The 14,145-nt window shown below is 61.6% G+C and carries 16 protein-coding genes; all 16 read left to right on the plus strand.

The genetic code is table 11. The annotated features are described in order from the left end of the window. The first annotated feature begins 1,382 nt into the window (after positions 1-1,382). The 16 genes from EXZ48_RS26720 to EXZ48_RS26795 all read left to right on the plus strand — a co-directional run bounded on the left by EXZ48_RS26720 (position 1,383) and on the right by EXZ48_RS26795 (position 14,144). On the plus strand, positions 1,383-2,075 hold the full coding sequence (locus tag EXZ48_RS26720) for a hypothetical protein (RefSeq protein ID WP_130519627.1): 693 nt from the start codon (positions 1,383-1,385) through the stop codon (positions 2,073-2,075). Continuing rightward, on the plus strand, positions 2,075-2,626 hold the full coding sequence (locus EXZ48_RS26725) for a hypothetical protein (RefSeq protein WP_130519629.1): 552 nt from the start codon (positions 2,075-2,077) through the stop codon (positions 2,624-2,626). The genes EXZ48_RS26720 and EXZ48_RS26725 overlap by 1 nt, the downstream gene beginning before the upstream one ends. Next, a complete protein-coding gene (locus EXZ48_RS26730; RefSeq protein WP_130519631.1) occupies positions 2,511-4,571 on the plus strand; it encodes a terminase gpA endonuclease subunit in 2,061 nt (686 codons plus the stop codon). The genes EXZ48_RS26725 and EXZ48_RS26730 overlap by 116 nt, the downstream gene beginning before the upstream one ends. Next, on the plus strand, positions 4,568-4,795 hold the full coding sequence (locus tag EXZ48_RS26735) for a phage head-tail joining protein (RefSeq protein ID WP_130519632.1): 228 nt from the start codon (positions 4,568-4,570) through the stop codon (positions 4,793-4,795). The genes EXZ48_RS26730 and EXZ48_RS26735 overlap by 4 nt, the downstream gene beginning before the upstream one ends. Continuing rightward, positions 4,795-6,336, plus strand: a complete 1,542-nt coding sequence (locus tag EXZ48_RS26740; RefSeq protein ID WP_130519634.1) for a phage portal protein — start codon at positions 4,795-4,797, stop codon at positions 6,334-6,336. The genes EXZ48_RS26735 and EXZ48_RS26740 overlap by 1 nt, the downstream gene beginning before the upstream one ends. Then, positions 6,320-8,530 carry a prohead protease/major capsid protein fusion protein gene (locus EXZ48_RS26745; protein WP_371687680.1) on the plus strand — a complete coding sequence of 737 codons (2,211 nt, stop codon included), beginning with the start codon at positions 6,320-6,322 and terminating at the stop codon, positions 8,528-8,530. The genes EXZ48_RS26740 and EXZ48_RS26745 overlap by 17 nt, the downstream gene beginning before the upstream one ends. A gap of 77 nt (positions 8,531-8,607) precedes the next feature. Next, on the plus strand, positions 8,608-8,937 hold the full coding sequence (locus tag EXZ48_RS26750; RefSeq protein WP_130519638.1) for a DUF2190 family protein: 330 nt from the start codon (positions 8,608-8,610) through the stop codon (positions 8,935-8,937). A 48-nt stretch (positions 8,938-8,985) separates the two neighbouring features. Next, the gene (locus EXZ48_RS26755) at positions 8,986-9,174 is read left to right on the plus strand and encodes a hypothetical protein (RefSeq protein ID WP_130519640.1); all 189 of its coding nucleotides are present in this window, start codon (positions 8,986-8,988) and stop codon (positions 9,172-9,174) included. Positions 9,175-9,177: 3 nt separating this feature from the next. Then, positions 9,178-9,594 carry a hypothetical protein gene (locus tag EXZ48_RS26760; protein WP_130519642.1) on the plus strand — a complete coding sequence of 139 codons (417 nt, stop codon included), beginning with the start codon at positions 9,178-9,180 and terminating at the stop codon, positions 9,592-9,594. Beyond that, on the plus strand, positions 9,591-10,364 hold the full coding sequence (locus EXZ48_RS26765; protein WP_130519644.1) for a hypothetical protein: 774 nt from the start codon (positions 9,591-9,593) through the stop codon (positions 10,362-10,364). The genes EXZ48_RS26760 and EXZ48_RS26765 overlap by 4 nt, the downstream gene beginning before the upstream one ends. Next, on the plus strand, positions 10,361-10,900 hold the full coding sequence (locus EXZ48_RS26770) for a phage baseplate assembly protein V (RefSeq protein ID WP_130519646.1): 540 nt from the start codon (positions 10,361-10,363) through the stop codon (positions 10,898-10,900). The genes EXZ48_RS26765 and EXZ48_RS26770 overlap by 4 nt, the downstream gene beginning before the upstream one ends. A gap of 11 nt (positions 10,901-10,911) precedes the next feature. Continuing rightward, positions 10,912-11,262 (plus strand): DUF6527 family protein, encoded by a 351-nt coding sequence (locus EXZ48_RS26775; protein ID WP_130519648.1) that lies wholly within the window; start codon positions 10,912-10,914, stop codon positions 11,260-11,262. Between the two features lie 24 nt (positions 11,263-11,286). Then, a complete protein-coding gene (locus EXZ48_RS26780; protein ID WP_130519650.1) occupies positions 11,287-11,514 on the plus strand; it encodes a hypothetical protein in 228 nt (75 codons plus the stop codon). Then, positions 11,514-11,927 (plus strand): GPW/gp25 family protein, encoded by a 414-nt coding sequence (locus EXZ48_RS26785; protein WP_130519652.1) that lies wholly within the window; start codon positions 11,514-11,516, stop codon positions 11,925-11,927. Before EXZ48_RS26780 ends, EXZ48_RS26785 begins: the two co-directional genes overlap by 1 nt. Positions 11,928-11,941: 14 nt before the next feature. Beyond that, positions 11,942-12,883, plus strand: coding sequence for a baseplate J/gp47 family protein (locus EXZ48_RS26790; RefSeq protein WP_130519654.1), 942 nt, complete (start codon positions 11,942-11,944; stop codon positions 12,881-12,883). Beyond that, on the plus strand, positions 12,876-14,144 hold the full coding sequence (locus EXZ48_RS26795; protein WP_207900509.1) for a phage tail protein I: 1,269 nt from the start codon (positions 12,876-12,878) through the stop codon (positions 14,142-14,144). The genes EXZ48_RS26790 and EXZ48_RS26795 overlap by 8 nt, the downstream gene beginning before the upstream one ends. Position 14,145 lies beyond the last annotated feature (1 nt).

Genomic DNA, 14,145 nt, shown 5'->3' on the forward strand with positions numbered 1-14,145 from the left:
TGAGGGGTGCAGCACTGAGCGAGTCCATCGCTTGCCGGTTATCTTTCCGCCACCTAACGCTTTCGCGTCGTGCATGTCTTTCGCTGTGCCCAAGGGTTTCATTCCCCTTTCCAGTGCATGATGAACATCATGCTTCGCGCCCCTTTTGCCCTACGGCTTTCGCCGCTTCGGCCGGAACCTTCACCGATGCAAGTATTTTGTTGCCCGTACCTTGCCGCACGTCCTTCCCCGCAACACTGGCTTTGTCTTGCCAGCTACCTACGGCTCTCGCCGTATTGGGTCGCCCGATTCGCAAACCGCATTCCCTGTTGATCCGCTGTAAAGCTCAATCCACCTACCTGACCGCCGAAGCGATAACCTGAGGCAACCAAAACCGTACTTGGCAGGAAACCGTTGTCTTGCTGTCAAATAACCTTCGGGAAGTCCCGAACCCCGAACCGCTGTGTATCGCCGTTCGATGATTGAAAGATACGTTTTGTATCGGAAAATACAAGCGGGTAATGCGCTGAGACTGCGATTATTTTGTAAGACGCTGAAAACAAATAGATAAAAATAATTCACATCGTATCGATAGGCATTCCGACGGCCGGACAAAGCTCGGATTTCCAACGCTGGCAAGGCCGTCACCCAGGGTGATACTCCCCCCGGCCTGCCGGGAAAGCCGTGCATGGGGAAAGGGGGAGGGGTGTTAGAAAAAACGCTGGACGAAACAAAAGTCCGCGAGTCATACCAATCCCCATAAGCCGGCATTGCGCCCGGCAAGAGCTTCCCCTCTCCCCCCTCATTCGAGCCGCCCGCCTGTTGCGAGGTTGGCCCTGCCGCCCGCTGATTGTGGCAGGCAGGCAATGCGCCGTCGTCACTCGATGGCCCGCACACTGGCCCTGCGCCGCGCTCATGAGGACGGGGAGAGGGGAAGGCAAGGAAGCCTCATAGGAGCGTAGCGGGAGGGGGAGAGCGTAGCGAGGGGGAAGCAGCCCTCTGCCTCTCCACCTGCCTCAGCCTGCCCGCCATGCCTGCGCTCGCCTCACACGCTCGCCCCTGCCTGACACGCTCGCCCATGCGCTCGCCCTCACATGCGCGCAGGCCCTCACGCCCGCACACGTAGGCGCGCCCGCCCACCCGCGCACGCACCCCCCCACGCGCAGGTTCTTCTCTCCCACCCCGGCGCCCGCGGGTCAGCGGCAGCGCACGATTTGAGCGATTTCGGTGTTTTCGATTTCGCGGTTCCGATTCCGCAATTCCCGACCGATCCGGCTTGGAATGATTTTGCGTGGATCGGGCAAAAAATGCCCGGGTGCTGCAAAGGCGAATACAAATAATTTTCTACAGAAGCCGCTTCGGCGGCCCGATCTGTAGAACAAAGCTTTCGTTTGGAGGTTTCGATGTACGTCGTGAAGAGCGGACAGAACCTCGTCGTCATCGGCCGGTTCGCGCAGATGGCCAAGCGGCTCAGCAGCAGCACGGCGAAGCGAGAGCTGTTTCGTGGTGTCGTGGACGCGGGTCGCCGGATGAAAACCGACACCCAGAAGGTCGTCACCGAGCAGATGGCGCTCAAGCGCGGGCTCTATCAGAGCTATGTCGTGGCCAACACGCGCGGCGTCGGAAGCCAGGCGCTCCTCGCCTATGACATCTATTCGTCGAAGGGCGGCATCAAGGTCCAGAACTATAAGGGGCTCAAGTCCCTGAAGGGCGGCGGGCGTGTCGCCAAGAAGCTGAATGGCGGCCGGGCTGCGTTCGACAAGGGTACTGTCCGGTCAGGCGTCTGGAACAATCCGCGCGTCTTCAAGCGCTCGTTCGAGGTGGACGGCTCCTTCTACATGATGCGCACGGCACAGGATGGTGTCCGGGCGCCGCGCATCTTGTGGACCCATGACAACCGGTCCTGGCAGCCGCGAACGGCGCAGGGCCGGTTCGCATCGACCGGAACGAAGTGGGGCAAGGTTCGCCAGCTGTATGGCCCGGCGCTCGGCAAGGAAATCCCGGATGGGCAGTCGGCGGCAAACTTCATGGCTCGCGCGCCGATCGTACTCGAGGCGGCAGTGACGCCGCGTATCGCAAAGCTCCTGAGGTACTGATGGCGAAGGCAACGCCCCGCGCGAAACCCGCAAGGCCGACCAAGGCTGCTCCGAAGATCTCGGTCGCCGATCAGATGGTCAATCAGACCGAGATGGCGAAGATCCTCGACATCAGCACGCGGTTTCTCCGCCAATTGCAGGTTGACGGGGTGCTCCAGCCTGAGAAGGGGAAGTTCCGGGTAGGCTCGACAGTTCGGGCATATGCAGACTTCCTCAAGCAGGGTTCGGAAAAGCGATCTGGCTCCAGCAGCATGGACGAGCTTCGCGCCGAGAAGGCGCTCGACATCCGCCTTAACCGAGCGCGGAAGGACCGGGAAATCATCTCGCTCGACGAAGCGCTGAGCGCCATCGATGAGGTCACGGGCCTATATGTCTCGTCCCTTTCTGGACTTCCTGCGCAGATAACGGGAGTGCCGAGAGAGCGGCAGAGGTTGGATGAAATCTTCGACAGAGAACGGCTCCGCATCAGAGATCGTCTCGCCAAAAAGCGACAAGCTCTTCTTGAGGGCCGAGAAACTTCTGACACCGAGGCCGAGGACGACGCCGACTGAATGGGCGAAGAACCGACACTACCCGGACTCCGCAGGCCGACCCGGTCAGCGCAATCCGCACATCACCCCCTACATGACGCCTTTCGCCATGGCGGTCCACGGCCGCACGCACAAGCGCGTCGTGTTCGTGGTATCGGCGCAATCGGGCAAGACCGAGACGTTCCTTGACATCATGGGCGAGCGCCTCGACACCGCGCCGGTCCCGACAATCTACGTCGGACCTTCAAAGCAGTTTCTGAACGAGCAGTTCGAGCCCCGGCTAGACGATCTCATGCAGAACACGCCGCTGAAGGACCGGCTTGCTCCGCCGTCGAAGCAGAAGAAAACCCGCAAGTTCATCAACGGCGTCCCGCTCCGCCTGGCGCACGGCGGCTCGTCGACAGCGATGAAGTCGGACCCGTTTGGCCTCGCAATCACCGACGAGGTGGACGAGATGATGGGAAACCTGCGCGGTCAAGGAAACCCGGTCGGCCTGATCGACGCGCGCGGCGACACCTACGCGGATTTCGTCCACGCGATCACGTCGACCCCGAGCAAGGGGGCCGCCGAAGTGGAAAAGGATCCAGAAACAGGCCTCGAGTTCTGGGCCGAATCCGACCCAGAGGAGGTGGAGTCCACCATCTGGCGGCTCTGGATGAGCGGTACGCGATACCATTGGGCTTGGCCGTGCCCGCATGACGAATGTGGGGAATATTTCATTCCCCGCTTCTCCTGCCTTGAGTGGAAGAAGCCGATAGCTGAAAGCGGTCGGGAGCTTCCGTCTACGCCTTCGTTGGCGCAGAAAACGGCGCACCTTATTTGTCCGTGCTGTGGCGCCGAGATCTTTGAAACGGATCTCAAGGCCGGCTCGAACATGAACAATAAGGAGTGGATGAACGCGCGCGGCGTGTACGTCGCTCCCGGTCAGAGGGTTGATAGGGAAGGCGTCGTGCATGGCATGACGCCGGAGAGCTGGACGCTCAGCTATTGGGTATCGGGTTTGTGCTCGCCATTCGTGTCGTGGGGGGAGCGCGCGGCACGCTACGTCGAAGCCGTCAGATCCGGTGATCCTGGCCAAATCCAGTCGGTTAAGAACCAAGGCTTTGGCGAGCTTTATGCCCCCGGTGGCGGAACCGCTCCGGAGTGGGGCGAGGTTTTGGAACGGGCGGATGACAGCTATCAGCACGGTGAAGTGCCCGCGGCAGTCAAGGTCCTTACACTCACCTGTGACGTTCAGAAGGACCGCCTCATCTACATCATACGGGGGTGGGGCGCCTTCGGGGAATCCTGGCTGGTGCAGGCTGAAGAATTATTCGGCCTGACTGAGGAGGCCGAAGTCTGGGATACGCTGGCCACCGTGCTTACGGATACCTATGATGGGCTGCCGATCCGCCTAGCTCTGATCGATTCCGGTTTCCGTCCTGGCAAGCCCTTTGTCGTTCCGGAGCATCGTGTCTATGCTTTTGCCCGTCGTTTCCCGAACCTCGTCCGCGCGACGAAGGGGGCCTCGACGGTTATGAAGAAACCCATCGATGTCAGTAAGATCGACGTGACCCTGAACGGTAAGACGTTCAAACACGGGCTCGATCTCATTCGGCTGGACACCGACTACTTCAAGTCGTGGGTGCAACAGAAGATCAGATGGGAAGATAGCATGCCGGGGGCTTGGCATCTCCCGGGCAACATCTCGGAAGACTACTGCAAGCAAGTCGTTTCCGAAACGCGGCTCCGTTCGATGGGCAAGGTGAAGTGGGTAAAGCGCTATCGCGAAAACCACTTTCTCGACTGCGAGGCAATGCAGGCTGCCGCGCAGATGATTCTCAATCTCGGCAAGCTGCGTAGCAACGCTCCCACGAGACGCGCGGCCGCCACTGAAAATCAACCTACAAGCAATCCGGACAGGTCAGCACCGACGCCGCAGGGGCGACCGGGAGGCTTCCTTGGCCGGCGGAGTATATGGTCATGAGCGGAATTTCTCTCGACGGAATCCCGGAGGAGGAGCGTGCCTCGCTGCTGCGCGATCTGAAGGAAGCCTATTTCCTCGGCGCTCTGCGAGTGCGTTTTCGTGAAAGAGACGTGACCTACCGGTCGCGCGCCGAGATGCGGCAGATCATCGCCGATCTCGAAGGTGCTGTAGCCACGGCGCCCCAGCGGAACATCATCCTGACGACGTTCAGCAGGGGGTATTGATGGCGAATGCCCTGGACCGATTCATCGGGTTCTTAAACCCGAAAAGAGGAGCAGAGCGTGCCGCATATCGCCTCCGGTCGGAGATTCTAAATGGTGCGTACCGCAGCTATGAAGGCGCGTCATCAGGGCGCCTTGCTCAAGGCTGGCGCGCTCCGCCGGGTGATGCGGACACGCATATTGCACGATCAGGTCAGCAGCTTCGTGATCGTTCGCGGGAGCTTGTCCGCAATAATCCGCTCGCGGCGAAGATCGTAACAGTCCACGCGAACAACCTCGTAGGGCCAGGGATTATGCCCCGCGCAAAGACGGGGAAACCGGAAACGGACAAGAAGATCAACGATCTTTTTGACGAATGGTCGGAGCAGTGCCACGTAGACGGTGCAACCAATTTCTACGGTCTCTGCTACATCCTTGCTCGTTCGATGGTGACCGACGGCGAGCAGTTTGTTCGCCGCCGCCGCCGCCGCATCGAGGACGGCCTCGCCGTTCCTCTACAATTGCAACTTCTTGATTCAGAGTTTTGCGATTGGGGGAAGACGACCGTTGTCGGTGCCGCAGAGATCATCGGCGGCATCGAGTATGATGTGATTGGCCGCCGTCGCGGCTACTGGATGTTCCCCAGACACCCGCACGGTCGGACAGCGAAGGCGGAGGCAGTCGTTAGCTCATTCGTTCCGGCCGACGATATAGCGCACGCCTTCGAACCGCTGGCCAACCAAACGCGTGGCGTCCCATGGCTTGCGCCGGTCATGACCGAACTGAAGGATCTTCGTGACTACGAGCTTGCGGAGAATATCCGGAAAAAGGTCGAAGCGTGCCATGTCGGGGTTGTGCGGCCCAAACTCGGCGACATCGATCCGAATGTCGGTTTAACGGAGACGCCCGGCTCCAACTCGGCTCTCCGGGATATCTATGGGAACCCGGTCGACCGAATGGAGCCCGGTATGTTCGCCATAGCGTCTGACGGGGCAGACATAACGTTCAACAACCCGGCGATCTCGGCCGGGGTGGAAGCCTACATTCGCACCCGCCATCGCAGCATCGCCGCCGGCGCACGGCAACCGTACGAGCTGATGACGGGCGACTTCAGCCAGGCGAACTTCGCATCCGGTCAACTTGGATTGCTGGATTACCAACGGTTCATCTCCTCGATCCAGTGGCATTACCTTATCCCTCAGGTGATGCATCGGATGTACGGTTGGTTTCTCCAGGCCGGCCGAGAGAACGGAAAAATCCCGTTGAACCTCAAGGTGGTGGTCGAGTGGCAGCCTCCTGAGTTCGAAAAGATCAACCGTCTCGATGACGCGCGTGCCGACCTCCTAGAGGTTCGTATGGGCAAGCGATCGATGCCGGAGATCATCGCGAAAACGGGCCGTGATCCGGCGACCGTCGTGGCGGAGAACGACGACTTCTTCCAGATGGTCGACAAGACGAAGAGCAAACTCGTGCTCGACGCCGACCCGCGGAAGGTTTCGATCAACGGCCAGGCTCAGGCCGCAAATCAAGTAGACAAAGGAGACGGCGGTGCCGCAGGCTCTTGAGAAAACTATCCGTATCCCCAGGAGCTTCGGTGACGTTGAGGTCCGTGGTAGCACGGCGAACGAAACGGACCGCACGGTCGAGGTCGTGTGGTCAACCGGAGCCGCCGTAAAGCGCCGTTCCTGGGATGAGGGCGAATACATGGAAGAGCTTTCCATGGAGCCCAAAGCCATCCGCATGGCCCGGTTCAAGTCGGGGATGTCCCTTCTGGACTCTCATGACAACTGGTCGATGGCGGCCCGGCTCGGCACAGTTGTGCCGGGCTCGGTAAAGGTCGAGGGAGGCAAGGGCACCGCCCTTGTAAAGTTCTCTCGAAGTGAACTTGCCGAAACGATCTTTCGAGATCTGCTGGACGGCCACCCCGTCCAAATTTCGGTTGGATACAAGGTCCACAAGTACGTGAAAACCGAAGCAGGCGAGAAGTCGCTCCCAACATTCCGCGCGACGGATTGGGAGCCGATGGAGCTTTCGGTTGTCCCGATACCCGCGGACGCCGGCTCTCACTCGCGATCTGATGCTGCTTCTGAAGAGGAGAGCTACGAGGTGATTGTATCCGGCGATGAAGCAACTTTCGCCGCGCGCGCGGCCTATACCACGGAGATTCCCATGAACAAGCGTGAAGCCGCGAAGACCCTCAAGGGCAAGGAGCTCGATGCTCTCTCCCTCGGAGCTGGTCTTGCCCGCAACGCAAACGAGACCGACGACCAGCTCAGCGCCCGGCTCCTCGCGCACTACGATGCCGAGGACAAGCAGCGCGCCGACGCTGAGGCGACGAAGAAGCGAGAGGCCGATGAAGCCGCGCGCCGTGAGGCCGAGGCAGAGGCTGCAAAGCGCGCCGCCGAGGGTGGCCAGGCCGCAACGTCGACGCCCGCCGGCGGCCTGACGGCCGAGCAGGTGGCTGAGCAGGTACGCTCGGCGACCACTGCGGAGAAGAAGCGGGCCAAGGAAATCCGCGATCTCGCTCGCTCTGCCGGCTTCAAGGATGACGACGATTTCGTTCGCTCGGCGGTCGACGGCGATCAGACGATCGAGGTCTTCCGCTCCGAAATGCTGAACAAGCTTATCGAAAAGGAGCAGAAGTCGCCGACTTTCCCGCACTCTGAAACTCGCGGCATGCGGGATAGCCAGGAAACGACCCAGAAGCTCATCGCCAACGCGATGATGCACCGTCACGGCCTCACGGATAAGCTGGAAGACGGCGCCAGCCAGTATCGCGAGATGAGCTTGGTCGACGTGGCCCGCGATCTCCTCGTTGCACGCGGCGAGAGCGGGCGTGGCTCCAACGTCGATATCCTTCGCCGCTCGCTGCATAGCACGTCGGACTTCCCGATCATTCTCGGCGATATCACGCGCCAGACGATGATGCAGGCCTACACGCTCGAGCAGGAGCAGAACACGTTCCAGCTTATCGCAAGCCGGAACGTCATGCCCGACTTGCGCGAAGTCAAGGTTCTCGAAATGGGTAACGGCCCGGAGCTCGAGGAACTGACGGAGAAGGGCGAGTACAAGCGCGGCACGATCCGTGAAAGCGCCGAAGGCTTCACCATGTCGCACTACGGCAAGGTCATCGGCCTCACCGAGCGCATGATCATCAACGATCAGCTTGGCGCGTTCGCCAAGGTCATTGCGAATTGGGGTCGCGTCGTCGCTCGCCTCGAAGGCAACATTGTCTGGAGCATCGTTCTCGACAACGCTAAGCTGAAGAGCGACAACAAGGCGCTCTTCCACGCGGACCACGGCAACCTTGCCGGCTCGGGTACGGCTCTCGACGAGACGAACCTCATCGCCGGCCGCACCGCGTTCCGCAAGCAGAAGGACATCGATGGCCAGCAGATCTCGCTCGCCCCGACCTATCTCTTCGTCGGCACGGACCTCGAAGTTCCCGCCCAAAAGCTCATTCAGGGCGTGACGGTCCCGCATACCGTCGCGGAGGTGGTCCCCCAGGCGATCCGCTCGCTGAAACCGGTTTACGAAAGCCGCATTGACCGACTGCCGAACAAACCGTGGTTCCTCTTCGCCACGCCACAGGCAACCCTCGGCCGTGGCCTGCAGTATTCGTACCTCTCCGGCTACGAAACTCCCCGCACCATGGAGCGTTGGGGTTTCGACTATGACGGGGTCGAGTACCGCCTCGACCACTACTTCGGCGCGGGTCTGACCGACTTCCGTTTCGCCTACAAGAACCCCGGCAACTAACCGAGGCGTTCGAAGCTGAGACCGCGAGCCGGCCCTAGAGGGGTCGGCTTTTTCTTTTCGCATAACGGGAGATCCCCATGCGCAACTATGTTCAGCCGGGCAAAACCCTCACCCTGCCGGCCCCGACCGGTGGTGTTGTTTCCGGCAATTTCTACAAGATCGGCGCATTCTTCGGTGTGGCTGCAATCAGCGCCGCCGAGGGCAAGCCCTTCGATCTTGAAACCGGCGAGGTCTACGACCTGCCGAAAACTTCGGCTGAAGCCTGGGCTATCGGCGACGTCATATATGCCACCTCGGGCGGCATCATGACGACCACCTCGTCCGGCAACACGAAGGTTGGCGTGGCGGTCGCAGTCGCTGCTAACCCCTCTGGCATCGGCCGCGTGCGTCTCAACGACAATTTCTAACCGACGGCAGTGAAAGCCGCCGACCAGTTGGCAACAAGGAAAAGCCAGATGAAAGAGTATGTTGTCGCCATCGCCACCGTTATCGAAGGGCGCCACCGGGAGCCCGGCGAACCCGTCGCACTCGACGAGAAGAAGGCGAAGATCTACGGCGATGCCGACCTCGTTGTAACCCCGGAAGAGTGGGAGAAGCGCAAGGCCACTCCCGCCAAGGCCGCGCCGACGAAGGCCGAGAAGTAAGCCATGGGCATTTTCAGCCGCCTTGATCGAACAGCGAGCAGGACGGTTGATCGTGTCAACGCGATCCGGTTCACGCTCGTGCCGCAGGCATCAACGCCAAATGGCCGGCCGGGGCCGGATCCGACCCGCCACGAAGTGACCGGGCGAGGGGTCTTCGACTATGTCGCAACAGAGCAGGGGCTCCAGCTCGGCGTTCGCAAATCGTACCGAGAAGCCAACGACCTTCGCGCGCTCCAGACCGGCCGCGATCCGCAGCTATCCGTCGATCGCCGGTATTTCGGCAGCGAAGAACCGAAGCAGGGCGATATCGTCGTCTTTCCCGACAACCCGGAGCTTCCGAGCTTCGATGTGATGTCCGTTCCTCGTGACGGCCTTTCTCGGCTTGTTCTCATGCTGTCTCACGGAGGTGCCCAGGTATGAGCGTTTATCGCGTTGTTGGCCGCCTCGCCGCTGTCAGCGCCTTGAACAATTTCATGTCGGCGCCATGGCCGACAATCGCTGGTCCCAACTGGTTCGATTCCAAAATCGAACCGGTCGAGGACATGAAGACCGACAAGATGTTCCCGTGCGGCGTGGTCTATACCGACTACGATTTCAACCACTGGAACAAGGGGGCTGGCCAGAACAAGCGCCGCCTCACCACGATCACGCTCGAACTGCTGATCGTCCAGGCTCGGGAAGTGACGACCGGTGCTCGGCCGGACTACCGCCTCGACTGCCCGGTGACGGACAGTGAAATCGAATCCTCTCTCGACTTCTTCGAGAGCCAGATATTCCGTGCGCTCGCCGCGAACAACGAGGCTGCCAACGCCTTCAGCTACCTCTATGCGTCCTACGACAATGTCGTCAGCCGACGCGGCGCATCGGCGGAAGGTGGTCAGCGGCTTGCTGCACGGCAGATTTCGATGGAGATGACCTCGGTGCGAGAAAACACCTCCGGGACCATTCCTCCGGAAATCGAGGCCTTCCTCGCCAAGCTGGAGGGCACGCCAACCTACACCGACTACGCCGATCGCGTCATCGATATCCGGCAAGCCCTAACCGCCCCGGCGGGGTGGAGTGAGGTTGAGCGTGAACGGCAGCTACTCGGCTGGAGCACGAAGACGGCAGAGGCTGTTGGTCGAGTGTTCGGCCCTCCGGTGCTGCTGCCTCCGAACCTGACCTTTCATCCAGTAGGGCCATCGCCATGAACTTCGATCAGGCCGTCATGAAGCTCGTCCGGCGCGTTGCGCAGTTGGAACGCATCGTCGAGCGGCAGACGGTCCGGATCAATAGCATGATCCGCGAAGGCACGGTTCTTGATGTCGACTACACGAAGGGGCTGGCGATCGTCGATGCTCATGGCATCCCGACGAAACCCACCCCGTGGCTGGAGCCGGCGAACAGCGACTATGCCGAATGGACGCCGATGGCGAAAAATCAGCGCGTCATGCTCTTTTCGCCCGGCGGCGACCTGGGCCGAGCGTTCATCCTGCCGGGTGGCTACACCGATGAGGCGGCACAGCCGCATCAGACGCAGGGTGAGCGCTTGACGAAATTCGGCGACACCACATTCCGGCAATCAGCGTCCGGGTTCTTTCTCGCCGTGGGTGGTTGCTCCTTCAGCTTCACCGGTGCCGGCTTCTATCAGACCGGTGGGCGCCAGGACCACGACGGCAAGAATGTCGGCTCCACGCACGGGCACGAGAGTGCACCGCCCGGCATTCCCGGTCCTCCGCTTCCGTAACGAGGTTCAACATGGCCGCTCTTTCTCGAAAACTCCGCAGCCTCGAAGGCGGCGGCATCGCCTTCGCCTGTCCGGGGTGCGGCGAGATGCATCAGATCCGGGTGGGAGCCGGACCCGGGCCGCGGTGGACATTTACCGGGGACGCGGAATTGCCGACGTTCCGGCCGTCAATCCTCGTGATGGGTGTCAACTTCGATCAGGAGCAGGACTGGAGCCAGGAGGATGTCAAACGCGGTGTCCTCGAAATAGCGGCCCAGGAGCGGCGCTGCCACTCCTTCGTCACGCTCGGCAACATCGAGTTTCTGCCGGACAGCACGCACGATTTGGCGGGGCAAACGGTCCCGCTTCCTGACCTTCAGTAGCGCCGAGGCGCAAGGAGACCCCGTATGACGAAGAAGATGTATTACGCCGCGGTCGAAGGCTTTCTTTTCGACAAGTACCGGAAGATCGGTGAGCCGGTCGGCATGCTCAGTGTCGATGAAGCCAAGTACCCGGCGCAGATGGGGCAGATTTCGGAGACAGCGCCGGGGCAGCCGACAACGGTAAGCGGTGGCGGCGTCAACATGGAAGCTGGTGGCGGCAAGGGCGGCAAAGCCGGCGGCGGTGAAGCCTGATGGCCCGGGTCGGTTTCGACGCAGAGACCGGCCAACTGCTTCGCGGCTGGCCGCACTGCCTGCAAAGCATCAAGAAAATCTTGAACACGGAACTTGGCTCAATGCCGCAGCGGCGAGGGGCCGGCTCGAAAATCCCCCAGCGCATCGACGACCCGCAGAACCCGGAATCGGTCATTGCTCTCTATCTCGACACCGCGCAGGCGCTTGAGCCGCGCACGGTCGAGGGGCGGCAATACGGTGAGCCGGGTTTCGTCCTGCTGCAGGCGAACATCGACGCGGCCACGCCGGGCCATGTGCTCCTGACGCTCGGCGGCATCTACTTCGAAGATGGCCATCTCGGCGACTACAGCAATCCATCGGAGAAGACCGTGGTTATCGACTTGGTCGATGGCGAGGGCGTGTCCTCCGAGTAATCGGGGACCTCCAGATGACCATCTATGTGGGTGAGCTGCCGATGGCGCAGCTGCCGGCGCCGCAGCTTGTCGAAGTCGAATTCGAGAAAGCATTCGATGCGCGCAAGGAAAAGCTCGTCGAGCTGCTGGTGCTCGCAGGGTACCCGATCACAGTTCAGGACCTTGAGTTCGACCCGTACATCATCCTGCAGCGTGCGGACAACATCCGCGAAATGCTCTGCCGGGTGGCGATCAACGATGTCTACAAGCAGACGCTGATCGCCTTCGCGGTCAAGGGCGCGCTCGACCACTTCGCCGCCCAGTTCACGGGCCTCCTTCGCCAGCCGGATGAGAAGGACGAGCGCTTCCGCCGCCGCATCATTGCCGAGATCCAGAATCGCTCTGGCGGCCGCCTTTCCGGTTACCAGGCGGACTGCATGAACTTCTCGCCGGTGATCGAACATGTCGGGGCTTGGTACGACCGCTCCAACCCCCTCCAGCCGACCGTGCGCCTTGCGCTGATGGCCGAATGGGTGGGGGCGTGGCAGGAGGTCGATGCTGGCGCGCCGATGACCACGCGGCTGAATTGGGTGGGGAACACGGGTGCCGTCGAGGCAAACCTCGTGATCGGGACGCAGGAATACATCGACCGCGAGGACGTGAAGCAGGCGACCGATATCGTCCACGTCACGTCGTCGCAGGTTATCGAGACCGTTCTCGACTTGACGATGTTCCATCTGCGCGGCCCGGACCCGGCGCTCTTGCGGCGTGCTGGTGCCGATGCGGTTGCCAAGATGGCGGCCGATCGCAAGCAACCTCACCGCGACCTTCCTCGATCCGCAATCGAAGCTGCCGCCTCGGTCGGCGGGGCAGAGCGTGTCGCGTTGAACACGCCGCCCAACGGCATATCGGCCGGCTATGGCCAGCTGATCCATGTGTCTTCGATCATCATCAGGAGCGCGCTGACCGATGTTTAGAACCATCCACCCGACCGAGCCGGCGGGTGCGATGGAGCGTCGTCTCGAGCAGGTTAGCGGGGAACGCTGGCCGCTCGATGTCGATGCCATCCGCCGCGCCCAGGATCCTTGGACCTGCCCTGAACGCTTGCTGCCGTGGCTCGCCCATAGCCGTGGTGTTCGGCTGTGGTTTGATGATTGGCCGGAATTCCGCAAGCGCCAGGCGATTGCCCTGTGGCCGGAGATCCTTCGCAACATCGGCAAGATGCGCGCTATCCGCCTCTGCCTCCTGCTGGTCGATGCGCCCTTGAAGGGCTACGACTTGCCACCGAAGCGGCCCTATCTTGGCGTATCGCTCACCGGCGAGCGCCGGCAGCGCTGGCTTTCGCATCTGCCTCAGCTTCGCCTCTACGAACACCGGTCCCGGTACGAGGGAGAGAGCAGCGCGCGGTATGTGAGCCGGAACTTCGTTCTCCGGCCGGGTGGTGCGATCTGCGGTCCCGACCCTGCCGCCGTCTACTACGGCGTTCGAGCCTTCCTCTGGAAGGGCGGACAGGAGACGGCGCTCAAGGTGCATGAGCTGGAGCGTTCATCGGAGACGAAGTTCTCCGAAAAGACGGTCCGGGTGCATTTGCCACCGCGCAAGCTCACCGCCTTCCGGACTGGCGGACCCCTCGGATATCTGAGGCCGGACGGCGATGCGAAAGCGCAATTCATGACGGTGACCCTCACCGAGAGCGCCGTCTCGTCCAAAGCTGACATCCGCATTCGCGAATATGCCCTGGGCTATGAACCGGTCGACACTCGATACGAGGAGGTGGCCGAAGCCTACACGCCCGAGCCGTCGGCGCGCTTTCTCGGCCGTTGCACCCCAGGCGGCGTGATCAGCAGCCGGATGCTGTGCGGACGAGATCCCGCCTACCTTCATCTCTACCAGCGGGTCTACCTCTACGACGAGGCCGCCACCCAGTACGCGCACCGGCCGAGCGGCACCTTCGCCCTCAACAGTGCCCGGCTGGGGATAAAGCCGTTCACGGGGCACCTGAAGGTGGACATCCGTGAACCATCCCCCACGCGAAGGTTCCGCGTCGGCGGCACGCTCGGTGCCGTCACGACGCTTCCTCACACCCGCCTGAAGCGGGCGATCGAGGCTGTGAAGGTCGCGCAAGGCGGCACGGACGCCTTCGTCATCCACACCGACATCTTCACGCCTGTGACCCTTGGCGACCGTCCGCGACTGGACGGCTCCGTGCGGCTCGGCCAAATGCTCAGGAGATTCTAAC

This window comes from Shinella sp. JR1-6, assembly GCF_004284735.1.
Taxonomy (GTDB): Bacteria; Pseudomonadota; Alphaproteobacteria; order Rhizobiales; family Rhizobiaceae; genus Shinella.

Bases quoted from the DNA above. Each gene is read 5' to 3' on its own strand.
- EXZ48_RS26720 (WP_130519627.1), top strand. From the start codon at position 1,383: ATGTACGTCGTGAAGAGCGGACAGAACCTCGTCGTCATCGGCCGGTTC.
- EXZ48_RS26725 (WP_130519629.1), top strand. From the start codon at position 2,075: ATGGCGAAGGCAACGCCCCGCGCGAAACCCGCAAGGCCGACCAAGGCT.
- EXZ48_RS26730 (WP_130519631.1), top strand. From the start codon at position 2,511: ATGAAATCTTCGACAGAGAACGGCTCCGCATCAGAGATCGTCTCGCCA.
- EXZ48_RS26735 (WP_130519632.1), top strand. From the start codon at position 4,568: ATGAGCGGAATTTCTCTCGACGGAATCCCGGAGGAGGAGCGTGCCTCG.
- EXZ48_RS26740 (WP_130519634.1), top strand. From the start codon at position 4,795: ATGGCGAATGCCCTGGACCGATTCATCGGGTTCTTAAACCCGAAAAGA.
- EXZ48_RS26750 (WP_130519638.1), top strand. From the start codon at position 8,608: ATGCGCAACTATGTTCAGCCGGGCAAAACCCTCACCCTGCCGGCCCCG.
- EXZ48_RS26755 (WP_130519640.1), top strand. From the start codon at position 8,986: ATGAAAGAGTATGTTGTCGCCATCGCCACCGTTATCGAAGGGCGCCAC.
- EXZ48_RS26760 (WP_130519642.1), top strand. From the start codon at position 9,178: ATGGGCATTTTCAGCCGCCTTGATCGAACAGCGAGCAGGACGGTTGAT.
- EXZ48_RS26765 (WP_130519644.1), top strand. From the start codon at position 9,591: ATGAGCGTTTATCGCGTTGTTGGCCGCCTCGCCGCTGTCAGCGCCTTG.
- EXZ48_RS26770 (WP_130519646.1), top strand. From the start codon at position 10,361: ATGAACTTCGATCAGGCCGTCATGAAGCTCGTCCGGCGCGTTGCGCAG.
- EXZ48_RS26775 (WP_130519648.1), top strand. From the start codon at position 10,912: ATGGCCGCTCTTTCTCGAAAACTCCGCAGCCTCGAAGGCGGCGGCATC.
- EXZ48_RS26780 (WP_130519650.1), top strand. From the start codon at position 11,287: ATGACGAAGAAGATGTATTACGCCGCGGTCGAAGGCTTTCTTTTCGAC.
- EXZ48_RS26785 (WP_130519652.1), top strand. From the start codon at position 11,514: ATGGCCCGGGTCGGTTTCGACGCAGAGACCGGCCAACTGCTTCGCGGC.
- EXZ48_RS26790 (WP_130519654.1), top strand. From the start codon at position 11,942: ATGACCATCTATGTGGGTGAGCTGCCGATGGCGCAGCTGCCGGCGCCG.
- EXZ48_RS26795 (WP_207900509.1), top strand. From the start codon at position 12,876: ATGTTTAGAACCATCCACCCGACCGAGCCGGCGGGTGCGATGGAGCGT.